Annotated in this window: 27 protein-coding genes; 24 read left to right on the forward strand and 3 right to left on the reverse strand. The window is 37.6% G+C overall.

From position 1 onward, the window contains the following. Nucleotides 1-6: 6 nt before the first annotated feature. From BM086_RS14750 to BM086_RS14815, 14 genes are all read left to right on the forward strand, one after another. A complete protein-coding gene (locus BM086_RS14750) occupies nt 7-477 on the forward strand; it encodes an AAA family ATPase (protein ID WP_074889447.1) in 471 nt (156 codons plus the stop codon). A gap of 135 nt (nt 478-612) precedes the next feature. Further along, the gene (locus BM086_RS14755) at nt 613-1,080 is read left to right on the forward strand and encodes an HIT family protein (RefSeq protein ID WP_092328238.1); all 468 of its coding nucleotides are present in this window, start codon (nt 613-615) and stop codon (nt 1,078-1,080) included. A gap of 94 nt (nt 1,081-1,174) precedes the next feature. Next, a complete protein-coding gene (locus BM086_RS21470) occupies nt 1,175-1,891 on the forward strand; it encodes a hypothetical protein (protein ID WP_242952230.1) in 717 nt (238 codons plus the stop codon). Between the two features lie 252 nt (nt 1,892-2,143). Beyond that, nucleotides 2,144-2,671 carry a cysteine hydrolase family protein gene (locus BM086_RS14765; RefSeq protein ID WP_092328240.1) on the forward strand — a complete coding sequence of 176 codons (528 nt, stop codon included), beginning with the start codon at nt 2,144-2,146 and terminating at the stop codon, nt 2,669-2,671. Beyond that, nucleotides 2,671-3,300 (forward strand): HAD family hydrolase, encoded by a 630-nt coding sequence (locus BM086_RS14770; protein ID WP_092328243.1) that lies wholly within the window; start codon nt 2,671-2,673, stop codon nt 3,298-3,300. Before BM086_RS14765 ends, BM086_RS14770 begins: the two co-directional genes overlap by 1 nt. Before the next feature lie 65 nt (nt 3,301-3,365). Further along, nucleotides 3,366-4,124 (forward strand): class I SAM-dependent methyltransferase, encoded by a 759-nt coding sequence (locus BM086_RS14775; protein ID WP_092328246.1) that lies wholly within the window; start codon nt 3,366-3,368, stop codon nt 4,122-4,124. A gap of 61 nt (nt 4,125-4,185) precedes the next feature. Next, complete coding sequence (locus tag BM086_RS14780) at nt 4,186-4,785, forward strand: GNAT family N-acetyltransferase (RefSeq protein WP_092328249.1); 600 nt, start codon at nt 4,186-4,188, stop codon at nt 4,783-4,785. A gap of 103 nt (nt 4,786-4,888) precedes the next feature. After that, entirely contained in the window at nt 4,889-5,419 is a 531-nt protein-coding gene (locus tag BM086_RS14785; protein WP_026509775.1) for a hypothetical protein, read from the forward strand. A gap of 22 nt (nt 5,420-5,441) precedes the next feature. Further along, entirely contained in the window at nt 5,442-5,927 is a 486-nt protein-coding gene (locus BM086_RS14790) for an NUDIX hydrolase (protein ID WP_092328252.1), read from the forward strand. Between the two features lie 129 nt (nt 5,928-6,056). After that, nucleotides 6,057-7,247 (forward strand): MerR family transcriptional regulator, encoded by a 1,191-nt coding sequence (locus BM086_RS14795; protein ID WP_092328255.1) that lies wholly within the window; start codon nt 6,057-6,059, stop codon nt 7,245-7,247. A gap of 2 nt (nt 7,248-7,249) precedes the next feature. Next, on the forward strand, nt 7,250-7,762 hold the full coding sequence (locus BM086_RS14800) for an HIT family protein (RefSeq protein ID WP_092328258.1): 513 nt from the start codon (nt 7,250-7,252) through the stop codon (nt 7,760-7,762). Between the two features lie 2 nt (nt 7,763-7,764). Further along, the gene (locus BM086_RS14805) at nt 7,765-8,313 is read left to right on the forward strand and encodes an NUDIX hydrolase (RefSeq protein WP_092328261.1); all 549 of its coding nucleotides are present in this window, start codon (nt 7,765-7,767) and stop codon (nt 8,311-8,313) included. Nucleotides 8,314-8,972: 659 nt separating this feature from the next. Next, entirely contained in the window at nt 8,973-10,010 is a 1,038-nt protein-coding gene (locus tag BM086_RS14810; RefSeq protein ID WP_092328264.1) for a 5'-3' exonuclease, read from the forward strand. A gap of 61 nt (nt 10,011-10,071) precedes the next feature. Continuing rightward, nucleotides 10,072-10,797 carry a lysophospholipid acyltransferase family protein gene (locus BM086_RS14815; RefSeq protein WP_092328267.1) on the forward strand — a complete coding sequence of 242 codons (726 nt, stop codon included), beginning with the start codon at nt 10,072-10,074 and terminating at the stop codon, nt 10,795-10,797. A 76-nt stretch (nt 10,798-10,873) separates the two neighbouring features. Here BM086_RS14815 and BM086_RS14820 read toward each other — a convergent pair whose 3' ends face one another. Then, nucleotides 10,874-12,124, reverse strand: a complete 1,251-nt coding sequence (locus tag BM086_RS14820) for a sensor histidine kinase (protein ID WP_092328269.1) — start codon at nt 12,122-12,124, stop codon at nt 10,874-10,876. 151 nt (nt 12,125-12,275) lie between these two features. Between BM086_RS14820 and BM086_RS14825 the strand changes: the two genes are divergently transcribed. After that, complete coding sequence (locus BM086_RS14825; RefSeq protein WP_092328272.1) at nt 12,276-12,533, forward strand: hypothetical protein; 258 nt, start codon at nt 12,276-12,278, stop codon at nt 12,531-12,533. Between the two features lie 98 nt (nt 12,534-12,631). Here BM086_RS14825 and BM086_RS21050 read toward each other — a convergent pair whose 3' ends face one another. Next, nucleotides 12,632-12,799: a hypothetical protein gene (locus tag BM086_RS21050; RefSeq protein WP_175560302.1), complete on the reverse strand. Its 168-nt coding sequence runs from the start codon at nt 12,797-12,799 to the stop codon at nt 12,632-12,634. A gap of 221 nt (nt 12,800-13,020) precedes the next feature. Between BM086_RS21050 and BM086_RS14830 the strand changes: the two genes are divergently transcribed. The 7 genes from BM086_RS14830 to BM086_RS14860 all read left to right on the forward strand — a co-directional run bounded on the left by BM086_RS14830 (nt 13,021) and on the right by BM086_RS14860 (nt 18,837). Then, nucleotides 13,021-13,218, forward strand: a complete 198-nt coding sequence (locus BM086_RS14830) for a DUF6465 family protein (RefSeq protein ID WP_092328275.1) — start codon at nt 13,021-13,023, stop codon at nt 13,216-13,218. Nucleotides 13,219-13,454: 236 nt separating this feature from the next. Then, nucleotides 13,455-14,657 carry a UDP-4-amino-4,6-dideoxy-N-acetyl-beta-L-altrosamine transaminase gene (gene pseC / locus BM086_RS14835; protein WP_092328278.1) on the forward strand — a complete coding sequence of 401 codons (1,203 nt, stop codon included), beginning with the start codon at nt 13,455-13,457 and terminating at the stop codon, nt 14,655-14,657. Nucleotides 14,658-14,766: 109 nt separating this feature from the next. After that, on the forward strand, nt 14,767-15,777 hold the full coding sequence (gene pseB, locus BM086_RS14840; RefSeq protein WP_092328281.1) for a UDP-N-acetylglucosamine 4,6-dehydratase (inverting): 1,011 nt from the start codon (nt 14,767-14,769) through the stop codon (nt 15,775-15,777). Nucleotides 15,778-15,970: 193 nt separating this feature from the next. Beyond that, on the forward strand, nt 15,971-16,588 hold the full coding sequence (locus BM086_RS14845) for a superoxide dismutase (protein WP_092328284.1): 618 nt from the start codon (nt 15,971-15,973) through the stop codon (nt 16,586-16,588). A 102-nt stretch (nt 16,589-16,690) separates the two neighbouring features. After that, nucleotides 16,691-16,849, forward strand: a complete 159-nt coding sequence (gene rd / locus BM086_RS14850) for a rubredoxin (protein ID WP_092328287.1) — start codon at nt 16,691-16,693, stop codon at nt 16,847-16,849. Between the two features lie 253 nt (nt 16,850-17,102). After that, nucleotides 17,103-17,666, forward strand: a complete 564-nt coding sequence (gene rbr, locus BM086_RS14855) for a rubrerythrin (RefSeq protein WP_092328290.1) — start codon at nt 17,103-17,105, stop codon at nt 17,664-17,666. 169 nt (nt 17,667-17,835) lie between these two features. After that, nucleotides 17,836-18,837 (forward strand): glycosyltransferase family 10 domain-containing protein, encoded by a 1,002-nt coding sequence (locus tag BM086_RS14860; protein ID WP_175560303.1) that lies wholly within the window; start codon nt 17,836-17,838, stop codon nt 18,835-18,837. Between the two features lie 32 nt (nt 18,838-18,869). Here BM086_RS14860 and BM086_RS14865 read toward each other — a convergent pair whose 3' ends face one another. Then, entirely contained in the window at nt 18,870-19,832 is a 963-nt protein-coding gene (locus BM086_RS14865) for a glycosyltransferase family 2 protein (RefSeq protein ID WP_092328295.1), read from the reverse strand. A 166-nt stretch (nt 19,833-19,998) separates the two neighbouring features. On the opposite strand from BM086_RS14865, the gene BM086_RS14870 reads away from it, so the two are divergent. Beyond that, a complete protein-coding gene (locus tag BM086_RS14870) occupies nt 19,999-21,456 on the forward strand; it encodes an MBOAT family O-acyltransferase (protein ID WP_092328298.1) in 1,458 nt (485 codons plus the stop codon). A 65-nt stretch (nt 21,457-21,521) separates the two neighbouring features. Continuing rightward, on the forward strand, nt 21,522-22,943 hold the full coding sequence (locus BM086_RS14875) for a hypothetical protein (protein WP_092328301.1): 1,422 nt from the start codon (nt 21,522-21,524) through the stop codon (nt 22,941-22,943). Nucleotides 22,944-22,978: the final 35 nt, after the last annotated feature.

Below are 22,978 nucleotides of genomic sequence, written 5' to 3' on the forward strand. Positions count from 1 at the left end.
ATATATATGTCTAAGGTAATAATGACCTGCGGATTAATTTGTTGTGGGAAAAGCACATATGCCAAAAGGATTAAGAGCGAGAGCGGTGCAGTCATTCTCTCTATTGATGATCTAACGCTCTCTATGTTCCCAGAGGGAGCTGGAGATATGCATGATACTTATGTAATGCGTGCAGAAAGGTACCTACTGGAATTATCTCTTCAGATTTTGAATTCTGGAATAAATGTAATTCTTGACTGGGGACTTTGGAACAGAGCTACAAGGGATAGAATCAAAGAATTCTATGCTTCCCACGGAGATATAAAAGCAGAGCTGCATTATCTTAAGGTTTCACCTGAAGTGTGGGAGGAAAGAATCAATAAAAGAAATGCATCGGGTGAAGCTGCGTATTATGTTGATGAAGGTTTGCTTAATAAGGTCAAATCATTATTCGAAGAGCCATCCGAAGATGAAGTAGATGTGCTAGTCGAGAGTTAACTACGAAGATAAGAAAGTCTAAGGTATATCTTTGGAATCTTAAGGAAGAAATTAGGGAACTAGGCAGAAGCTAATATGCAAGATAAATCGAAAAAGACTTGATAATATTGATTATGAAAGGGCAAAGAGACTACAATGTGTGGCGTTTGTGAAAGAATTAATGAGACAAAAGCGGGGAAGAATCCTTTTCTTGTAAAAGAGCTTGAGACTGGATATGTAGTAATGGGGGATTATCAGCATTTTAAGGGGTATACTCTTTTTCTTTATAAGGACCATGTTGTTGAGCTATTTGATTTGGATGAGAAGACAAGAGCAAAGCATTTATATGAAATGACACTTGTTGCTGAAGCTGTAAAAAAGGCTTTTGGAGCAGGAAAAATGAACTACGAATGCCTTGGGAATGGTGAAGGAGGGGCACATATTCACTGGCATCTGTTTCCGAGAAGAGCCGGTGATATAGAGGATTATGGCAATAATGGCAAGGGCCCCGTTTGGTGGTATCCGCGCGAGAAGATGTATTCAGACAAAAATAGGCCAAGTAACGATGCACTTGAGGATATGAAGGCAAAGCTTCTTTGTGAACTGGATAAGCTGTTGATATGATTAAAGATTATCTAAACTATTCCGATCTTGCGGGGAATGAGATGATTGATGACGCTATATTGCATGTGAACAAAGTCTATCATAGGGGGCATATATGACAAGAGGAGAAGCGTATATAGGCTTTAAAGGCCGGAATAATTCATCATCTATGTTGGTTAAAGCATTATCGCATTATAATATTTTACTGACTAATTCTTTTACCGGGCTTAAGAAAGATATTGATTTGCTTCCGGCAGATTATGATGCGGTATATTTCTTTGGAGTGGATAAGAACTTGACTGACTCATTTCGTATAGAGCAATGTGCAGAAAAAGACAGGAGCAGGCTTTTAAGCGTTATTGATCTAAAGACTATTTCGGAACGTCTGGCAGCAACTGGTATAAGAAGTACCATATCGAAAACTCCAACTCAGTACCTTTGTAATGAGGCATATTGGTACTTACTTGAAAAGTATCAGGGAAGAGTGGTGCTAATCCATATTCCTACGATAAAGAATTTTAACAATATGTTTGAAAAAATGACATTTCCTGAGCACGAGTATGAATCAGTGCAGAACTATTTAAGCAAATTGGGATACTGCTATACAACGAGAGTATACAAAGAAGTCGGAAAATATCAGCTTGGTAAACTATATATTGCCCCATGGGGCGATATGCTGAAAATCGATGAAGTCAGCACATATCACAAAGTCAAGGACCGGCCTTTCTATGATGAAATGTGTGACGATGAAAAGGCAGAAATACGCAAGTATTCAGAAAATATGGGGTTGGAATATGAATTTATCAAGTTTTCAAGATTTTCGATAAACTAAGAAGATGTATTGTCCTCGACTTTTGGGCAGCCCTTAGCATTGGGTCAGACAAAATTTTTATAAGGTCAGTATGGAAGAAAGAATGACATTGGGAGAGATTGCAAAGCAGGCTGGGTTTTCAGTGTTGTCCTTTTTCTTTTGCCCGGAACCTTCCTGTACTACTGCATTAAAAAGCCATTTAGCAGAATAAATTACTGTTGAATGGCTCTTTTTCTGTTATAGTAAAAATATGTTTTTGTTGGAGGGTGTTCGATGAAGCTTATTGTTATAGATGTACAAAAAGGAATCACCGATGAAAGACTATATGATTTTGACGGATTCATAAGGAATGTGACAAATATCATTGATGCTGCAAGGAAGAATAAGGTTGAGGTTATTTATGTTCAGCATGATGATGGCCCTGGAACAGGCTTTTCTTTTGGTGACAAGGATTTTGAGATAGCTGATCAGGTGGCTCCAAAGGAAAATGAGAAGATTTTTATAAAGACGATAAACAGCTGCTTTGGTAATAATGATCTTGCAAATTATCTCAGAGAATCCAAAGAAAAAGATTTGATGATAGTCGGATTGCAGACGAACTTTTGCATTGATGCATCTGTGAAATCGGCTTTTGAAAGAGGATACAAGGTAATAATTCCGAAAGGTACCAATTCTACTTTCGACAATGATTACATGGATAGAGAAACTACCTACAAGTATTACAACGATATGATGTGGCCGGAAAGATTTGCAAGCTGCATCTCTGTTGATGATGCAATTAAGATGATGGAGGATTTGTGATGAAGCTGGATAACATAGAATGGCTCTTTTTTGATGTTGGCTCAACTTTGGTAAGCGAGGAAAAGCCATTTTTACAAAGATTACACGAAATTGCTGATGCTGTTAATGAACCTTTTGATGAGATACAGAATAAGGTTCTTCAGCTTTATAAAGAAAAGAAAAAGGGAGAACGAGTACTGATTCAGGAATACGGAATAGAAAGACCTCGCTGGAGAAGTGAAGATGAGGAATTGTTTCCGGAGTCATATGAGTGCCTTGAGCGATTGAGTAAGAAATATAAAATTGGAGTCATTGCTAATCAGCTTCCGGGAACAGCAGCCAGATTAGAAAAGCATGGTGTTTTAAAGTTCATAGATATTGTCATTGCTTCTGCAGAAGAAGGATTAGAGAAGCCGGACAGGAGAATATTTGAACTTGCTTTATCAAGAGCTAGTTGTAAGCCTGAGAATGCTGTCATGATCGGAGATAGGGTTGATAATGACATAATACCTGCTAAGAAAATAGGTATGAAGACTGTTCGTGTGAAGCAAGGGATGTGGAAATATTGGGATGCTCTTGGCGAAGAGGAACAGGCTGATTTTGAGGTGGATGATCTGAGCGCGGTAATAGAGCTGTTTGGATTGCCATGAAATCAAGATGGTTTTTACAATGAAAGGGATTATTCAAAGCATAACTATATATGGGAGGATTGTAGATGCGGGATTATAGTGAGCAGCATAAAAAAGCATGGGAGTATGATGCCTATGACTTTTGGGTTAAGACAAGCGGAACACCACAGGAAAGAGCACAGAAGGATATAGCGGATCCTATAGGAATGCTCAAAAAATATGCCGTATATTTTGATTCCTTTGAAGGTATAAAGATTGCAAATATCTGCGGATCTTGCGGAAAGAAAGCAATTCCGCTGGCACTTCTTGGGGCAGATGTCACTATTTTTGACATTTCTGAAGATAACAAAAAGTATGCTATGGAAGTAGCTGCTGCTGCAAATACTGAGATTACTTTTGAAGTTGGGGATGTGCTTGACATAGACCTTGGTAGGTATGCTGAATACTTTGATGTAGTTTTTATGGAGGGAGGAATACTTCACTATTTTCACGATATAGATGAGTTTATGAAAATGATGAATGCTATTCTTAAGCCAGGCGGAAAGATAATCTGTAGTGATTTTCATCCTTTTACAAAAATCTATGATAGTTTAAAGCTGGAACAGCCCACGGGGAGCTATTTCTCTACTGATATATTTGAGGGTGAAATGGCACATGCCAGATTTTACGATGAAGAAATAAGAAAAAGCATCCCCAAATGCAGTTATAGAAAATACACGATAAGCGAAATCATAAACTCTATTCTAAGAAATGGATTTTCATTAAAACAGTTTGATGAGCACCCTTCCTGGGAAGATGAAAGGCTGCCGGGTGAGTTTACGGCGATTGGAATTAAGTACTGCTAAGAAGTGATTGTCTGAAATAGAAGAATTAAAGAGATCGCTTGATGCAGAGGAATAGACGTATATGAATATGTTTAGTGTACACAAATTGACGCCTGATATGGCAGAGCAATATGTAGCTTATTTTGATAATAGGGCGTTTTCAGATGGTAATGAGCAAAAAGGTTGTTATTGTGTTTGGCATCATTGGACCGAGCAGAAGGAAGCAGAAAGAAATGCACTTCCGGAAAATGAACGACCTTTCAGCAAAAGAAATTATGCATATGAATTGGTGAAGAATGGAAAGCTTAATGGATTTGTTGCAATTTCTGATGGAGAGATTGTTGGATTCTGCAATGCTGATTTAAAAGAAAACTACTTCAGGCACAGTAGAGAAAATGATCCTGAAAGCTGGGAAGGGATAGATCCTGATTCCAAGGTGTTAGCTATAGTATGCTATATAGTTGCCCCTGATATGAGAGGAATGGGAATAGCAGACTCATTATTGGAATACGCCTGCGGTTATGCAGAAGAAAATGGCTTTGATTATATCGAAGGCTATCCATCTGATGGAGCATTTGATGCAAGAAATTGCGGTGGAACGGATTCAATGTATATTAAAAGAGGATTTCAAATTGGCCATGCCGGGAGCAGAATCATTGCAAGAAGAAAATTAGGAAACTAAGCAGAGGCTATTGTACTTTCTTTAACATTGGATAAGTGTTTTGACGAAGATAATTGACCTTGCCCTTGGGGCATAGTTTATCATTACGACAGGAGCTATATTAATGAAAATCATTGCTATCGGTGCGGTAACAGCAGGAGGAAAAACATCTGCAATCAATCAAATTGTTGGAAGGATTCCAAGGGCTGTAGCGCTGCACTTTGATGAGTACTCTTTTGAAGGCGAGGTTGAGGATTTTGGTCTGTGGGTTAAAAATGGAGCCGATTACAATGTTTGGAATTTAAGCCCATTGAAGGATGATATAGAAAAAGTAATTGGTATCGGTAAATATGAGTATTTATTTTTGGACTACCCATTTGCGTACCAGAATAGCTTGATTAAAGATTATATTGACTGCGCTATTTTTATAGATACGCCTCTTGATATAGCTTTAGCCCGAAGAGTGTTACGTGACATGCAGGAAGCATCTGCAGATAAAATAAGGTATGAGATGGAACTTTATCTGAAACATTCCAGAGCCGCCTATACACAAATGCTAAAGGATATTAGAACAACTTCAGATTATGTGGTTGATGGCGCGCAAGAGCTTGAAACAGTTGTGGAACATATCATAAGAATAGTAGAAAAAGTTTAACAGGCTATTTTGAGGGAAAATAATGCAGATTGATGATTATATAGAATTGTACAAAAAAGGCGGCTATATCAAGGAAATGCGCAAGCATGTAGGGCATGCTCCTATAATGACCTGTGCCTGTGGAGTGATAATCGAGAATGACAAAGGAGAAATCCTGTTACAGAAGAGGCAGGACAATGGCTGCTGGGCTATAATCGGTGGTTCAATGGAGATGGGAGAAACATTTGAAGAAACCATCAGAAGGGAAACTGTAGAAGAATCCGGTCTTTCTTTAGGCAAACTGGAAGTGTTTCAGCTTTATTCTGGAAAAGACCGCATTATCCAGTACCCAAATGGAGATGTCTGCTTTGGACCTGGCATTGTGTTTATTACAAGGGAATATGAAGGGGATATCATCAATGACCCCGAAGAAGTGATGGAACACAGATTTTTCAAGAAAACCGAACTACCGGATAACTTAAATGAATACGATAAGAAAATCATACTTGAGTGGGCAAGTAGAGGTTAAGTGACTATAGTAAAGATATTAAGATAAGCACAATCAGAGAGTTGAAAAAGTGAATCAAAAGTATTGACCTTGCCCTTGGGGCAGCCATTAGCATTGAGTTAGACAATAATACTACAAAAGGAGGTCAGTATGGAAGAAAAAATGACATCAGGGGAAATGGCAAAGCAGGCGGGGGTATCGCAGAAAGCTCTTCGTATATATGATGAAAAGGGGCTGCTTAAGCCGGCAGGTTATTCTGAGGGGAATTACAAGCTTTATGATAAGAATTCATTAATTATCCTTGAAAAGATTATAGCTCTTAAGCACATTGGCTTTAGCCTTGAGGAGATTAAGAGTAATCTTGAAAACGATAGTCTAACTTCAATAAAAGATATCCTTGAAAATCAGCTGGAAATGATGAACAAGAAGATATACGAGCTGCAGAAGTCTGCAAAATGTATCGAGGCTTCCCTTGCAAGGCTTGATGAAAACCTTGATTGGGATGATATTGCGGATATCATTAAAAAGATGGAAATGAGCCAGGGAGCGGATGAGCGCCGATGGTATGCCTCTGAACATGCTGCGGACGGAATTGAGTGGTATGAAAAGATATTTGACTCGCTTTCGTTTGAGGAGAATGACACTGTTCTGGATTTGGGATGCAGTTATGGCCTTTTATGGAGAAAGAACTGGGAACGTATTCCCAAGAAACTTCAGGTTGAAGGCTACGATATTCATGGAAATTGGGCTGATGACCTTTATGATTATCTTAAAGAAACACGAAGCACTTTGCCGGAAGGTTCTGACATACAAGTGATTTTTAGCAACCTTGAGAAGGAGGAAACCTGGGAAAGAATAGCACAGAAGAAGTATTCCAAGATTATCGCACATTATCTTTTGTCTTATCTGAATGATGAGGTCTCTTTTATCCGGAATGTAGCGAATGTGCTTACTCCGGCTGGCATATTCTCTGTGAATCACTATGGAGAGGCAAAAAAAGAGTATGATTTTTGGGAAAAGACAATAAAAGATATTGGTCTGGATGTTTCTTTTGCTTTAAAGAAGAGAGCAGAGCGAAAGGATATGGATGCTGATTTTGAAAAACTCCTATCAGAAAATTTTGGTAAAGTGGAAAAGGTTCTGCTTCCATGTCCACTGACATTTGATACCGCAGAAGAACTATTTGACAGGTTGCTTCGAAAGTATCCTGAGTGCAGGAAATACCTTGAAGACAACAAGAGAGTAATAGAAGATTATTTTGATAATAATATTTTGAAAGATGGTTCTGTCACTGTAGACATGGATAGCACATTTTATCATTGTTATAAGAGTGAGGGGTAAGGATGGATAAGATTGGCATTTCAGATAGAATAAGGAAAGATATCACAGGTAACAATATACCTTTTGAATGTGTGGGTTGTGCTATTTCACAGGGTAATCTTAAGTTGCCGGGCGGGATTATATATGAAGGAAAATCGCTTATTCTGGGAGCTGATCCGGAGATACCTATTCCGGGATTTTTAGTCATTACCAGCAAAAGACATATACGATCATTTTCAGAATTGACAAAGGAAGAACGAGATGAAATAGGTGACGTTTTATTTATGGCAGAGAAAGCTATCATAGAGCTTGGAATTAGTTCGGAAATTACGCTTGTTCAAGAGGAACGATCCAAGCATTTTCACATCTGGATTTTTCCTGCATATGACTGGATGGAAGAAAAGTTTGGAGTAGGAATCAAGTATTTGAGGGATATTTCAAATTATGCAAGAGACAATTTTGGCCAAGATGCAGTAGACCAAGTTGTAGAGGTTGCAGGAATGATAAGAGATTATTTTAAAAGGACGGAATTCTAAAAATGGATAATAAGCTCTTTCCGGAGAGGCTTGATAGAAACAAAGTATATGAATGCGGGATATTTACGTTATATACAGACAAAGTCAAGCTTCCAAGCGGGTATATCATTGAGAAATATCATCAGATTCATCATAATCATGAGGGCGTTTCAATAGTTGTATTTAATGATAAAGATGAGATATTGATGATCAGAGAAATGCGGTATACTGTGGAACATTTGGAGTGGGAAATTCCTGCGGGCGGAGTAGAAGATGGAGAGTCTATTGAAGACGCTGCAAGAAGAGAGGTTATGGAAGAAACCGGATGCACAGTAAAAGACCTTAAGTTCTTGTGCTCTCAAAATCCGTCAAATGGTATGTCGGATCAGGTGATGCATGTTTTCGGAGCTAAGGTGGATTCAGAAGGATGTATCAAAGATACTGATGAAGTAGCAGAGAAAGTCTGGATGCCAATTGAACAGGTAAAAGAGCTTCTCAGAAACAACCAGACAAAGGATGGCATTGCTATTTTGGCAATTCTGTATGCGCTCACATTTTACCATGAGTCGTAAAGATGAAATTCTGAGACTATGAAAACTGGTGAAAATTTTATCCTAAAAACGCGTATAATATTCAGCATTTATCGGTATCCTTTAGCACACGAAAGTGGTACAATTTTGGTAAAAATCAGAAGAATATTGAGAAAAAAATTAACAGAAAAGCAGTGTGTCTTCCTTCGACGAGTCCGGCAAATGCTGCATGGAGTCTGGAACGACTTATAGATGAATGGCATGTAATTATAGAGTTTTAACTTGATGATTAGTTACATATTGTGTCCATTGTTATATAGACCTAAAATCAGTAAATAATTTTTTTCTAAAAAAATTATGAAAAAAGGTTGCATATCAAGTTAGCATATGCTAATATCATCTTGTTAGCAAAAACTAACATCCAAAAACGCCAATGCCAAGGCGTTATATCTGTGACATACTATAGTCATAAGAAATCTCCTACCTAAGACAGATGCATCTTGCCAATGCATCTGTTTTTTTGTAGCACAAGACCGGCAAGCGAATGTATGCTTGCATACAGATTCATTTGCCGGTCGTAAGAACATGGAGCACGAAGTGCGGAATGTTCGTGTGCGTAATCGAGCTTGCTCGATTGTCATAGGAAATTGCACAATTATACTGTATAATAAAAGAGAAGTACTACAAATAGAGGAAATGAGATGTCAAACGAGAAATTTGTCTTAATAGATGGAAGTTCCATGCTGGTAACCAATTATTATGGAAATCTTCCAAAGGCATTATTATTTGAAAAAGATCCTGAGAAAAAGGAAAAACTATATTCGCAAATTCTGCATAATTCTAAAGGGCAGTACACCAATGCAATGTATGGCATGATGAGGACCATCCTTAAGATAATTGCCGAACAGAAGCCTACACACATGATGTTTGCATTCGATGCCACCAGAGATACCTTTCGAAGAGAGAAATACCCAGACTACAAGGGCAACCGCGGTGATACACCACAGCCACTAAAAGAGCAGTTCGAAAATATGGAGAAACTCCTTGAAGACATTGGTTTCAAGGTCTTTTACGACAACAAATATGAGGCCGATGATATCGTAGGCAGCGTTGCAGCCCGTTTTGAAAAAGAAATCCCTTCTTTTATAATTACAAAGGACCATGATTATCTACAGCTTGTAAGTGATCACACCAGAGTATGGCTCATCCAGACCAAGCAGGAAACTGCTGATGAACTTCAGACCAAATATGGAGCAGAGTTTGGCTGGAATAATAAGCTTGTTGCTATTCCTGATAAGGCATTTGAGGTGACACCACTTCTTTGCCTTAAAGAATATGGAGTAAAACCGGAGCAGATTCCTGACCTTAAGGGAATTCAGGGAGATTCAAGCGATAATATCCCGGGAGTTAAGGGTGTTAGCAGCGCAGCGATTCCTCTTTTAGCTGAGTATGGGACAGTTGAAAAGATATATGAAGCTATAGATGCCTGCAACAATGATAACAAGCAGATCAAGGCACTTGGAGCGCATTGGAAAGAAGACCTTGGAATTTCAAGAAGTCCCATGAAGGCACTCTGCGAATACCGTGATATGGCCTTTTTGTCAAAAGACCTGGCGCAGATAAGAAAAGATTACGAGTTTACATATAGTCTTGATGATTTTAAAATAAACATCGATAAAGATAAGGCACATGCTCTTTTTGAGGAATATGGCTTTAAATCTCTGATTGAAAAAATCTAAAAACTAAAAAGAAGTCTGACAAAGTGAAAAAATGTTGATTCAGGCTATAGAGCGAGGATTAATGAATAATTACTACAGGACCATTTTGATCAACTTGCACAGGATTATTTATTATGTTATTAAGGCAAGAATATGGATGAAGGACATTGACAAACACCCGGAGGAAGAACGCTACAATATTGCCAGGGAAATGGTAGACAAAATGAATAAGTCTGCCGGATATAAGACAATTGCATACGGACTAGAAAATCTTCCCAAAGAAGGCGGATATATGTTATATCCAAATCACCAGGGAAAATATGATGTTCCGGGAATCATGGCAACACATGAAAAGCCTCTTTCGTTTGTTATGGATGAAAAGAGGTCACATATAATTCTTGTGAATGAATTTTTGGAACTGGTTCAGGGTAAGAGACTTGAGATGGATAATCCAAGGCAGACTGTTCGAGTTTTCCAGGAAATGGCGGAAGAATTAAAGCAGGGGAGAAAGTATATTCTTTTCCCTGAGGGTGGATATAAAGAGAATAATCAAAATGTAATTGAAGCTTTTAAGCCGGGCAGTTTTAAACTTGCACAGATGTCAAAAGTTCCGATTGTACCGGTTGCTCTTGTGGACTCCTATAAAGTTTATAATAGTGACCATGTTGGTCCGGTTACTACGTATGTTTATTATTTGAAACCAATTCCTTATGAAGAGATTAAAGGTATGAAGACCAGAGAAATTGCAACTATGGTTGAGAATATCATAAGGGAAAAGGTTGAAGAACATTTGAAAACTTATGAATAACTATATGGGTTTACAGACGTTGTTGTTCAGACAGAAATGCGCACTTTGCTGCGCATTTCGTGAGAAAATGATTCACTTACATGCAGGTCATTACAGCTTTCACTGTAAAGATATTGTTTTCACTTGAAAAACTTGCAACCCCATTATATTTTTTGGCAATATCCTTTATCTGTTGCGTGCCTATGCCACTTTGGATTTCTTTGGTACTTACAGGCAGACCTGCTTCATTAAAATCAGGCTCATCCATGCAAGTGTTCTTTGTGAGCATCTTAAGTTTTTTTCCATCATAACTAATATCCATCTGAATGAATCTTTTATCTGTTTCAACTTTCAACTGTGATTCCAGAGCATTCTCCAAAGCGTTTGCAACAATACTGGTCAGTTCAGGCGCTTCTATAGGAATCTGTTCCGGAATATTTGCTTTGGCGCGGAGCTTAAAGCCAAGTTTCTGACATCTCGAAGCATATATGGTCAGCAGTTCATTTACAATCCTGTTCTCACAAAAAGAAACTACAGTCACCTGCTCAAGCATTGAATCAAATTCGTGTAGATATTCTGATGCTTTTGCGTATTCTTTGTTCTGAATGAATCCGGCAAGAACTCTGTTAAAATGCCGAATGTCATGTTTATATTTTCTTATGGTCATCTCATTACTTTCATAAATTGCAAGCTGTTCGGAAAGGCGTTTTGTGCGTTCCTGCTGGTAAAGAGCAAGCTTTTCATCGGCTATTTTTTTATCGATCTGGTAGGATGTCAGTTCATATTCCATGATCGCTGCAGCAAACATCACAACCACATAAATGATAGGAAACCAGTCAATCATATTCTGACCGTAGGGCTGCAGATAGTGTATGAAAGGCGTATCAAATAATAAAAGACTTAAGAATAGACCATTCAGAGCGCTTATTGAGCCGTAAATAACACCACCTAAATAATTGGTGATAAACGGAAGAATCAGAATAAAGAGCCAGTAGGCGTCCATTCCAATGGTCCAGTCAACCTCCATGATGAAGTGGAAGAATAAAATTGCGCAGGTGCCAAAGGAACCAAGGATACAAAGATAGGTGTGCCGTTTTGTCTTTTGGATAAGAAAACATAAGCAGGCAAAAAACAGGGCAATGCTTATGTTGGTGACTTTGCCGTGCATATAGGTTTTAGATGTGAGAAAAGTTGCAATCACACAATAGAGTATGAATCCGGATAGAAGGATTATCGTAGTTCTGCACTTTTGATTTTTGACATCTGCAGTGTTTTCGAACTGGAGCAATTGAAGCAGATTGAATCTGTATTTTTTTCTGAAATCAATAAGAGAAAATTTGATAAACATATAAAAGACCTTCTGGTTGACTTGATATTAATGAAACTGGCATAGGTACGTTTTTTCGTGATATAATCAAGGTAATAAAACATATAAATAATAATTAGCTATGATCTTATGGATAATTATATCACGATAAACCGCATTGTATGGAGGTTATATGAACAAACTGCTATTGATATATTCAGCTGTTATCTTTATAGCAGGAGTTATTCTTTTTACTGTTTCCAGATTAAAAAAGGATGCTGCCACTAAGAAGACTGTGATAACTGTAGAGACAGAAGAAATAGGAACTGCGGAAGATGGAGACCAGGAGAACCTTTCTGAAAATAAAGAGTTTAGCAAGTGGCTTATGGTCTTTTCAATATTATTGGTGATAATGGCTGCAGCGTGCCTGATCTTAAGTTTTAAGAAATGAATACCTAGCCAAGTGTTCTACACAAAAGTCGTCCTGGAATATAGGATTCCAAGACGACTGTGATTTAATTAGGGGAGAAAAAGTTTTTTATTTAGTTGTTATTTCCAATTTTTGAGTCCTGCATATGCGTATCCGGATAAATCAACGCCACAATCAATACTACTAAGTGTTTGAAGGCTGGGCTTAAACTCGCCAACCCGGATAACCGGCAGATCAGGCACCTTGACACGTTTTTTTGGGTGAACACTATCTTTCTTTGTAATCATACAGGCCACCTCCTGGAGCTCTCACGGATGAACTCAAGTTGTGTCGGGTACTTCGAGAGCGAAACTGTTTTTGTTTTGTTCTAACTACATTATAAATGACTGACAATTTAATGAGAAGTCCCAAAACTCATTAATTTTGCCCATTTTGAAATAAACATTCACACTTTTTGCAAAAAAGAGTTATAATATATCCAAATATTTTTTTGAGAGGGAGGAATAAGATGGCTACAGCAAAAGTTAACGCTAAGATCGAGCTTCAGTTCGGTGACAAGGCTATTAACGAAGAGCAGCTTATTTCTATGGCTAAAAATGCATATGGTAAAAAGGATATTAAGAACCTTGATATCTATGTTAAGCCAGAGGAAAGCAAGGCTTATTATGTAGTTAATAATGACATCACCGGCAATTTTGATCTTTGATGGAAAGATACCGAAATAATTAAAGGTACAAAAAGAGGAGTTTTTCGTGGCTTCATATTTATGGAGCGTTATGCAAAGACTCCTCTTTTTCTGCTATTTGGCAAAAAGATAACTAAAAGGTGACGAGTTTTGATGATAAAATGTTTTTTTGTACATTTTGTGATATAATACACATGCATTTTAGGGGGAATACTCTGCAGAATGCACCATTATTGGTCTAGTGAGAGGTTTAAGCAATGGAAAAAGAAAAACTTGCGATTCATGGAGGTACTCCGGTCAGAGAAAATAAGATTTTCTATGGTCGCCAGTGGATAGATGATGATGATGTCAAAGCTGTGACAGATGTTTTAAAAGGGGACTATCTTACATGTGGTCCTACTGTTACTCTTTTGGAGAAAAGAATATGTGAAGTTACCGGAGCTAAATATGCAGTAAGTGTCAGCAATGGTACAGCAGCATTACATTGTGCGTGTATTGCAGCCGGAATCGGCGAGGGAGATGAAGTAATAACTACTCCACTAACTTTTGCAGCTTCTGCCAATTGTGCTGTGTATGTTGGAGCAAAGCCTGTTTTTGCTGATGTTAATCCGGATACTTATAATATAGATCCTGACAGCATAGAGGCTCATATTACAGAAAAGACCAAGGCAGTTGTTGCTGTTGATTATACAGGTCAGGCTGTTGAACATGACAGAATAAGAGAAATATGTGATAAACATGGACTTATTCTTATTATTGATGCTGCTCATGCAATAGGGACTAGGTACAATGGCAGACCTGAGGGTTCAATCGGGGATATGACATGCTTTAGTTTTCATCCTGTTAAGACTGTTACATCGGGTGAGGGCGGCGCGATCACTACTAATGATCCTGAGCTTTATAAAAAGCTTCATCTGGCATCCCAGCATGGAATTGTAAGGGAACCTTCGGAGTTTTACTTTGGAGAGGGTCAGGGAAGCTGGTATTATGAAATGCAGACACTTGGATACAATTACAGACTTACTGATGTTCAGGCAGCTCTTTTAATAAGTCAGCTTTCAAAACTTGATAAGTTTTCGACTAGAAGGAAAGAAATTGTAAATAAATACAATCAGGCATTTAATGATATTCCTGAGATAATTGTGCAAAAAGAGATTCCGGAATCTGATACAACCAGACATTTGTACATAATTCAGCTTAATCTTGATAAATTAAGCTGCAATAGAAAAGAATTCTTTGATGCAATGGCAGCTGAAAATGTTCAGTGTCAGGTACATTATGTACCGGTGTATTATTTTCCTTTTTATGAAAAAAAGGGCTATCATAGAGGACTGTGTCCGGTAGCCGAGAAGATATATGAAGGAATAATGAGCATTCCTCTTTATCCGCTTATGTCAGACAAGGATGTGGAAGATGTTATAACTGCTGTGAAGAAGGTAGTAAACTGGTATAAAAAGTAATCAGTTACTTTTGATCATAGAATTAGGCTGAAGCGAATTGCCAATACATGGGAGTAGGATAAAGAAATTAAGATTAACGTTATAATAATTATTTAGCAAGGAGTAAGAAATGAATAGTTCGGTAATAGATAACAAGACGATTTTGGTAACAGGCGGTACAGGTTCTTTTGGCCACTGTTTTACAGAGTATATTCTCAAAAATTATAACCCTAAAAAAATAATCATTTATTCAAGAGATGAATTTAAACAGTTCACAATGTCAAATGAGAAAATATACAGAGATCATGCGAAGCAGATGCGCTTTTTCATCGGCGATGTAAGAGATGAGGCAAGACTTGAAAGAGCATGTGAAAATGTTGATTATATAGTTCATGCGGCAGCTCTTAAGCAGGTTCCGGCTTGCGAATATAACCCTGATGAAGCTATAAAGACAAACATTAACGGCGCGCAGAATGTCATCAATGCAGCGTTAAAGACTGGCGTTAAGAGAGTTGTAGCACTTTCTACTGATAAAGCAGTTGATCCTGTAAATCTTTACGGAGCAACCAAGATGGTTTCTGATAAGTTGTTTATCGCTGCAAATGCTTATTCCGGAACAAAGGACATTAATTTCTCAATTGTTCGATATGGAAATGTGGCAGGCAGCAGAGGTTCAATCATTCCTTTATTTAAGTCTATAGTTGAAAAGGGAGAAAAAGAACTTCCTATAACAGATTATCGCATGAATCGTTTCTGGATCAGCCTTCCCGAAGGTGTTGAGCTTGTTCTGAAGGCACTTGCAGAGGCTAAAGGTGGAGAGACATTTATTAGTAAGATTCCTTCATTTAATGTCAAGGATCTTGCAGAGGCTATGTATCCCGGAATTGCAACAAGAGAAGTTGGAATCAGACCTGGTGAGAAGCTTGACGAAATAATGGTAACAAAGGAAGATGCCCCATTTACTTATGAGTATGACAAGCACTTCATTGTTTATCCGCAAGTTTCTTTTGCTCATGAAATCGTGCCTGCAGAGGGTGGGAAAAAGGTTCCTGAAGGATTCTATTATAGCTCAGGAAATAATACAGAGTGGATGTCCGTAGAAGAGATTAAGAGAAGACTTCCTGAGGCTGTAGATCACTAAGTTCAATGAAATAATTACGACTGCTAAGAATAATACAGGTTCTTAGCAGTTTTTTATGTATAAATATTTAAGAATTGCGCCCTCTTTTATTTTATTGATAGATGGAATAAAATATTATTAACTACACGTTATTGCGGATATATGACATTATAATGACGTATATTCCAGATGTTCAGAAAGGAGATTTGATAACATGTTTGAGCAGGTAAAACTTGGCTATGACGTTAATGGTCTTGAGCCGCACATTGATCAGCTCACAATTGAAACACATTATGGTAAGCATCATGCTGCTTACACTAAAATGTTCAATGAATTAGCTGAAAAAGCAGGCGTTGCGGATAAGACACCGGAAGAAATATTGGCAGGCCTTGATTCAATTACTGATGAAGCATTGAAAAAAGGATTAAGAAACCAGGGCGGCGGCTATTATAATCACAATCTCTACTTTGAATCATTTTCACCAAATCCTGCAAAGGCTCCTACTGGAAAACTGGCTGAGGCAGTGGAAAAGACATTTGGAAGCGTTGATGCGCTTATTGAGCAGCTTTCAAAGGCTGCGATCGGACAGTTTGGATCTGGCTGGTCATTCTTGTCGGTTGATAAAGAAGGAAATCTTTTTGTTACAGCTTCACCTAACCAGGACAATCCAATAAGTGAAGGAACAGGCAGGACACCAATCCTTGCTTTGGATGTTTGGGAGCATGCTTATTATCTTAAGTATAAGAACCTAAGAGCTGATTATGTAAAAGCTTTCTGGGAAGTTCTGGACTGGAAGATTGTTTCTGAAAAATATGACAAGATTGTAGGATAAGTTGAAGTTAATAAAGACTAATTCAAACTATCTAAACTGAAGACCAAATAATTAAAAAGGGCATGTATCTGACACTACCCGAATACAGATGGAGGTAAAGCTATGAAGTACGTATGTAATACTTGCGGTTATATTTATGATGAGGCAGCAGGCGATCCGGATAACGGAATCGCTCCTGGAACAAAATGGGATGAGCTTCCTGATGATTTTGTTTGCCCGCTTTGCGGAGTTGGCAAAGATGATTTCAAGGCAGAAGCATAAGAGACATATTAAGAATTAAAAAAAGGGAAATCTTAGCAATAGATGTAAGATTTCTCTTTTTTGCAAAAAATATTAAATGGAAGTTTTATATGCTTGTTTATATGGAAATAAGACACGCCAACGTGATAAAATGAAAGCTGACAGTTGTAAGTGGTGGCGTAATGTCTGACACATATTCAATCCAGTTACTTGATACATGATTAATTGAAATTGATTTGAACAAGACAATGCACTGAATGACAGGAGGTTTATTATGGCAGAGAACAAGTGGAGATGCAGGGCTGAAGACTTAAAGGGAACAGAGACAGAAAAGAATCTCATGGCTGCTTTTGCTGGAGAATCAGAGGCGAGGAATAAATACACATTTTTTGCTTCTAAGGCAAAGAAAGAGGGCTATGTTCAGATTTCCAATATATTTGCTGAAACGGCAGCTAATGAGAAAGAGCATGCGGAAATCTGGTATAAGATACTACAGGGAATTGGAAGTACTGTGGATTGCCTGAAAGAAGCTGCAGATGGCGAGGGGTATGAGTGGAAAGAAATGTATCCTTCATTTGCCAAAAAAGCAAAGGAAGAAGGTTTTGACGAAATTGCCGAGCTTTTTGAAAGTGTTGCTGCCATTGAGAAAGAACATGAGGAAAGATACAGAAAGCTTCTTAAGAATGTTGAGGATAAGTTAGTCTTTTCTCGTGATGGAGAATGCATCTGGCAGTGCAGCAACTGTGGCCATATTGTGATTGGAAAAGAAGCCCCTGAGGTATGCCCGGTGTGCAATCATCCAAGGGATTACTTCCAGCTTAAGGCTGAGAATTACTAATAACGAACAAAAGAAGGAAGTAGCAAGTGATTTTCTTACAAGTATGAGAACCAGATGTTTTATGAGGAATATGACGTAAGACTGGAGTACAGAATGGCACTTTGTGATAAGAAATGTTACATTGTGCGAGTATAATGAAAATTATATAGTTTCAAGGATGAGTGTTTTAATGAAGAAGATAGTTATTGCTTTTTCAGATGTATTCGATGGTTTTGATGTAAAGAATAATCTGATATCTAATGTGTTAAAAGAAAAATATGAGGTAGAAATAGCAGATGCCTACAATGATGAAGATAAAGATAGGATAGGTTACCTATTTTATTCCGCATTTGGAACTAAATATTTGGATTTTGACTGTATAAGGATATTCTTTACCGGAGAAAATCTTTTTCCGAACTTTAATTTATGTGATTACGCAATCGGCTTTGAGAACATGACTGTTGAGGACAGGTTTTTCAGACTACCGATTTATCTGTGGGAGCTTTATAAAGAGGATTATGATCTTCTATCTTCGGACAGGATGATTCTTGCAGGTGAACGACCCGAGAAGAGAAAGTTTTGTGGAATGGTAGTTTCAAACGATCTTTTTGCGGCGCCGAATCGAATTGATTTCTTTAAAGCACTATCTGAGTATAAAAGCGTAGCATCCGGAGGGCGCGCTTACAATAATATAGGCGAGCCTGACGGTGTAAAGGATAAAAGAGCTTTTTTAAGCAATTATAAATTCAGTATAGCATTTGAGAACTCCAGCTATCCCGGGTATTGCACGGAGAAGCTTATGCAGGCTTTTTCTGCAGGAAATGTCCCAATTTATTGGGGAGATGCGGAGGTTGGAAGTCAGTTCAATAAAGAAGCTTTTATTGATTGCACAGGGCTGACCATAGAGGAAGCAATCTCTAAGGTTAAAGAATATGATGAAAATGATGAACTCTATCTGAATATGCTTAGAGAAAAGCCTCTTGTTGATGATGAATTAAGGGAGCATACAATACAAAAGTTTAGAGAGTGGCTATTTGTGATTATGGACGCTGATTACGAAAATGCCAGAAGAAAGCCCCTCCATGGGAAAATGACCGAGTACGAAAATCAGTACCGGAACAGAATCCGCAGAGAGGAAAAGCTTAAAAGTAACAAGCTTGTCAGCTTTGTTTGGGGAATTGTGAAAAAATAAGTTGGCAATTGCGGGCTTTAATGCAAACTTTTTTATGAAAGTGACCTTATTCTTCCATATAATAGCGGAGAAAAACGGCAGATAAAGTATACTATCCTTCTTGATAAGGGTAATATACTCTTATCTGCTTTTTTGTATACTATGCGATACGTGTTTTTTAAATCCTTAAGAATATCTGCATTATCCTGAATTGTTTCGTGAACTTTATGATAGTTTATCAGAATTGCAGACAGATAGTAGGAATATTCTCTGTTATAAAGGGCTGTTTCTTTTTGTTCCTTAAAGAAATCAAGGCGATATTCATATGCTTTAAGAATATCAAGGTTTTTCATGCTGAAAGCAACAGCGGTTATACTATCAGCGCGAGTGAAGTAAGAGTAAAGCTGATTAGGAGTATAAGCTATTTTTTCTGCGTTATAGATGAACCTGAAGGTAGAGGATTCATCTTCGTGTATAAGTCCCTGAGGAAAGCGGGAACTTCCAATGCATGAACGGTGAATGAGCTTGTCCCATGCCACAACAATAACTCCGTGCATATCACCGTAAAACATGTCAAGGAGTTCTTTCCTTGTATAAATAGTTGGCTCTGACGCGGAATCAAATTTACCGTAGGTGCTGTCGTCAGAAGCAGATATAGAATCGCAAATGGCCATCTTGCAATCATTATCTATGCATAGTTTGTACAGATAGCCCACGTACTCAGGGTGGATGTAGTCATCTGAATCTATAAAACAAACATATTCGCCCTTATAGATATCCAGTCCGGTATTTCTTGCGCCGGCAAGTCCAAGGTTTTTTTGATGAATGACTGTTATACGGTTATCTTCTGATGAAATATCATCACAGATATTTCCGGAATTATCTGTGGAACCATCATCAACGACAATTATTTCCAGATTCTGATAAGATTGTTTGACAATGCTTTCAAGGCAGCGTCTGATATATTTTTCCACATTATAAACCGGTACTATTACTGAGATAAGAGGTGTGTTCATTATTGTTATTTCCTATATTCTGCGATTTGGTATGTGTATGCTACACTAGACATGATACGGTGAAACAATTAAAATAATACATTGGGTAAAAAACTGTTATATTATGTTAAGGGCTGGATTAGCTATTTCATTAACCCCGACATCATTATATTTTAAAGGATAAGGTATGCAATTCAATAGTTATTTGTTTGTTTTTTTATTTTTGATAGTAGTTATAGCGGCATATTACATATGTAATAAGATAAATACTAAGCTTGGAAAGTTTGCAATCATTGCTGCAAGTGTTGTTTTTTATTCCTACGGAAGAATATATATGCTGTTATATTTAGGAATAAGTGTTCTTATCAATTATATAGCAGCATACTTTATTACCGGAAATAAGAATGGAAGGCAAAAAAAGGCATTCTTGGTGCTTCCTATAGTAATTAATGTGGCGCTTCTTTTGTACTTCAAGTATTTTAACTTTGGAATTTCTAATCTTAATTCAGCTTTTGGTACTTCTTTTGTGCTAAAAGAAATAGTTCTTCCCTTGGGAATAAGTTTCTATACATTTCAGCAGATAGCTTATGTGGTGAGTATATATAGGGGAGATGTTTCGGAGCTTAGCCTTGTTGATTATCTTGCTTATATTCTATATTTTCCCAAGATACTTATGGGGCCTTTAATGGAACCATCGGATTTTATTGAGCAGTTTAATGATGAAAAGCGAAAGAAATTCGATGTTGATAATCTGACCTATGGAATCAAGACCTTTAGCTTAGGACTTCTGAAAAAAGGACTGATAGCAGATACATTTTCTGTATGTGTAGCCTGGGGGTATGATAACTTCAGTGAAGCAACTGCGCTGGATTTTATCCTGATAATGCTTTTTTATACATTTGAGATATATTTTGACTTCAGCGGATATACTGACATGGCTGTCGGAGCTTCCAAAATGCTTGGAATTGACCTTCCGATGAACTTTGATTCTCCGTATAAGGCAATATCGATCAGAGACTTTTGGAAGAGATGGCATATGTCTCTTACAAAGTTTTTTACCAGGTACATATATATTCCCCTTGGAGGTTCCAGGAAAGGAGAGCTCTTTACATACCTTAATACGATGATCATATTTATCATCAGTGGATTTTGGCATGGCTCAAACTGGACTTTTGTACTGTGGGGAACGATACATGGTCTTTTCATGGTTCTTGATAGGGTATTGGAAAAGAATAAAATAAATATTTTTAAGCCAATCAGATGGCTTTTTACCTTCGGAATTGTAAATGTATTGTGGCTATTGTTTAGCGCAGAGTCAATCGGGCAGTGGTGGACAATGCTTGTAAAGATGGCTCATATCAGAGATTTTTCTGTGAGCAGGGGGCTTCTTGAAAAATTGCAGGGACCTGAATGTACCATACTTCGTGAAATGCTTAGGTTGGATAATGTGGAAGACTATAAGTTCGGACGGTTGTTTGCACTGGCTGTGATTATGATTACAATGGCAATATGCCTTATTCCTGAGAATAATCACAGGAATATGAAAAAATTAAATATCCCTTCAATGGTACTTGCGGCAGCAGCGTTTGTCTGGGGCGTGTTGTGCATTGGAGGTGAATCCACATTTGTATATTTTGGATTTTGAGAAAAAGAGAATTTTTTTGACCATAATAGTGAAAAACATAAATGTAGCAGGATTTGCAGGATAGAATGAAGACAAATAAGTGGCTGATAGGATGGTGTGTGCTTTCTGCTGCAGGACTTTTTGCTTCTGCGGCGATGACAATAAAAGTGGACCCGTACTTTCATTATCATAAACCAAATACAGATAAATATTTTTATGAGCTTGAGAATGAGCGCAGTCAGAATGATGGAATAAGCAGACATTTTGACTATGATGCAATTATTATCGGTTCATCCATGTGCGAGAACTTTAAAACCTCTGAATTGGATGAACTTTTTGGCGTAAAATCAGTCAAACTTCCTTATCCGGGGGCTACTTATAAAGAAATAACTGACAGCACAAGAAGGGCGCTTGAATATAATCCTGATATTAAGATTGTAGTCAGAGGTCTTGATATGGTGAGGTTTGCGGATAATAAAGATGCCTTGCGTACAGATCTGGGAAAGTTTCCATTTTACTTATATGATAACAATCCATTTAATGATGAGGAATATCTATTTAACAGAGAAGTTTTGTTGAATCAGATCGTTAAAATTGAAATTGATCGAAAGAGTAAGGAACCGGGAATAACAAGCTTTGATGATTATCTTTCCTTCATGAGCCCTTGCGGAATTGGTTCAGTTTGCCCTGATGGTTTACAGGTAGATAAAAATGTTCCTGAAATAGAATTAAGTGATGGGCTTAAAGATTCTTTAAAGAACAATATCGGGCAAAATGTAGTAGAGCTTGCAAGGCAGTACCCTGAAGTGGACTTTTATTATTTCTTTACACCCTATAGCGCTGTGTGGTGGGGAGAGCTTGCCGGTGAAGGAAAGCTTAGGCAGCAGGTTGAACAAGAGAAGATGGTAATTGAAGCTATGCTGCAATGTGACAATATAAAGCTTTTTTCTATTAATTTAAGGACCGATCTTACAACGGATATAAATAATTATAGCGACGAAAGACATTATGGATTCTGGATAAACAGTCTTGTATTAAAGTGCATGAAAGAGGGTAAGTGTCAGCTTACTAAGGATAATTATGAACAGTATCTAAAGGATGAGCTTGAGTTTTATGAATCATTTGATTTTAATGAGCTGACTAATCAATCTGACTATAGCAATGATTACTATGCTGATGCACTTATCAGAAATGAGATTACGGGCGTTACACCGCATCTGGAAGAAGAACCCAGAAAGACAGGAGATGTCATCATTGTTGATGATACAGCCAAGTACAAATATCTTGTATTTACAGATGCAAAGCTTTCTGATGGGGATTTGGCGGAAGTTTATATTTATGATGAGAATGGTGAGATTGTTAAAACTGTTGAATTAGAATATAATGAGTTGAATAGTGCCCCGAGGCTTCATGTTGTGAATATAGAAAATTGCAGGGGCCAGCTGTCGATTGTATTTGGGAAAAGCGATTGTGCAGAGTATGAATTTAATTCAATCGGTTTATATTGAGTAAGATATGATAATGGGAAAAAAGTAATAATGTA

The sequence above is a fragment of the Butyrivibrio sp. YAB3001 genome, assembly GCF_900112195.1.
Classification (GTDB): domain Bacteria; phylum Bacillota; class Clostridia; order Lachnospirales; family Lachnospiraceae; genus Butyrivibrio.

Excerpts from the sequence above, each read along its gene's own strand:
- BM086_RS14825 (WP_092328272.1), top strand. The coding sequence starts at position 12,276 with ATGAACAAACTGCTATTGATATATTCAGCTGTTATCTTTATAGCAGGA.
- rd (WP_092328287.1), top strand. The coding sequence starts at position 16,691 with ATGAAGTACGTATGTAATACTTGCGGTTATATTTATGATGAGGCAGCA.
- pseB (WP_092328281.1), top strand. The coding sequence starts at position 14,767 with ATGAATAGTTCGGTAATAGATAACAAGACGATTTTGGTAACAGGCGGT.
- pseC (WP_092328278.1), top strand. The coding sequence starts at position 13,455 with ATGGAAAAAGAAAAACTTGCGATTCATGGAGGTACTCCGGTCAGAGAA.
- BM086_RS14845 (WP_092328284.1), top strand. The coding sequence starts at position 15,971 with ATGTTTGAGCAGGTAAAACTTGGCTATGACGTTAATGGTCTTGAGCCG.
- BM086_RS14780 (WP_092328249.1), top strand. The coding sequence starts at position 4,186 with ATGAATATGTTTAGTGTACACAAATTGACGCCTGATATGGCAGAGCAA.
- BM086_RS14770 (WP_092328243.1), top strand. The coding sequence starts at position 2,671 with ATGAAGCTGGATAACATAGAATGGCTCTTTTTTGATGTTGGCTCAACT.
- BM086_RS14795 (WP_092328255.1), top strand. The coding sequence starts at position 6,057 with ATGGAAGAAAAAATGACATCAGGGGAAATGGCAAAGCAGGCGGGGGTA.
- BM086_RS14775 (WP_092328246.1), top strand. The coding sequence starts at position 3,366 with ATGCGGGATTATAGTGAGCAGCATAAAAAAGCATGGGAGTATGATGCC.
- BM086_RS21470 (WP_242952230.1), top strand. The coding sequence starts at position 1,175 with ATGACAAGAGGAGAAGCGTATATAGGCTTTAAAGGCCGGAATAATTCA.
- BM086_RS14810 (WP_092328264.1), top strand. The coding sequence starts at position 8,973 with ATGTCAAACGAGAAATTTGTCTTAATAGATGGAAGTTCCATGCTGGTA.
- BM086_RS14820 (WP_092328269.1), bottom strand. The coding sequence starts at position 12,124 with ATGTTTATCAAATTTTCTCTTATTGATTTCAGAAAAAAATACAGATTC.
- BM086_RS14830 (WP_092328275.1), top strand. The coding sequence starts at position 13,021 with ATGGCTACAGCAAAAGTTAACGCTAAGATCGAGCTTCAGTTCGGTGAC.
- BM086_RS14805 (WP_092328261.1), top strand. The coding sequence starts at position 7,765 with ATGGATAATAAGCTCTTTCCGGAGAGGCTTGATAGAAACAAAGTATAT.
- rbr (WP_092328290.1), top strand. The coding sequence starts at position 17,103 with ATGGCAGAGAACAAGTGGAGATGCAGGGCTGAAGACTTAAAGGGAACA.
- BM086_RS14875 (WP_092328301.1), top strand. The coding sequence starts at position 21,522 with ATGAAGACAAATAAGTGGCTGATAGGATGGTGTGTGCTTTCTGCTGCA.
- BM086_RS14860 (WP_175560303.1), top strand. The coding sequence starts at position 17,836 with ATGAAGAAGATAGTTATTGCTTTTTCAGATGTATTCGATGGTTTTGAT.
- BM086_RS14865 (WP_092328295.1), bottom strand. The coding sequence starts at position 19,832 with ATGAACACACCTCTTATCTCAGTAATAGTACCGGTTTATAATGTGGAA.
- BM086_RS14785 (WP_026509775.1), top strand. The coding sequence starts at position 4,889 with ATGAAAATCATTGCTATCGGTGCGGTAACAGCAGGAGGAAAAACATCT.
- BM086_RS14815 (WP_092328267.1), top strand. The coding sequence starts at position 10,072 with ATGAATAATTACTACAGGACCATTTTGATCAACTTGCACAGGATTATT.
- BM086_RS14790 (WP_092328252.1), top strand. The coding sequence starts at position 5,442 with ATGCAGATTGATGATTATATAGAATTGTACAAAAAAGGCGGCTATATC.
- BM086_RS14870 (WP_092328298.1), top strand. The coding sequence starts at position 19,999 with ATGCAATTCAATAGTTATTTGTTTGTTTTTTTATTTTTGATAGTAGTT.
- BM086_RS14750 (WP_074889447.1), top strand. The coding sequence starts at position 7 with ATGTCTAAGGTAATAATGACCTGCGGATTAATTTGTTGTGGGAAAAGC.
- BM086_RS14755 (WP_092328238.1), top strand. The coding sequence starts at position 613 with ATGTGTGGCGTTTGTGAAAGAATTAATGAGACAAAAGCGGGGAAGAAT.
- BM086_RS14800 (WP_092328258.1), top strand. The coding sequence starts at position 7,250 with ATGGATAAGATTGGCATTTCAGATAGAATAAGGAAAGATATCACAGGT.
- BM086_RS21050 (WP_175560302.1), bottom strand. The coding sequence starts at position 12,799 with ATGATTACAAAGAAAGATAGTGTTCACCCAAAAAAACGTGTCAAGGTG.
- BM086_RS14765 (WP_092328240.1), top strand. The coding sequence starts at position 2,144 with ATGAAGCTTATTGTTATAGATGTACAAAAAGGAATCACCGATGAAAGA.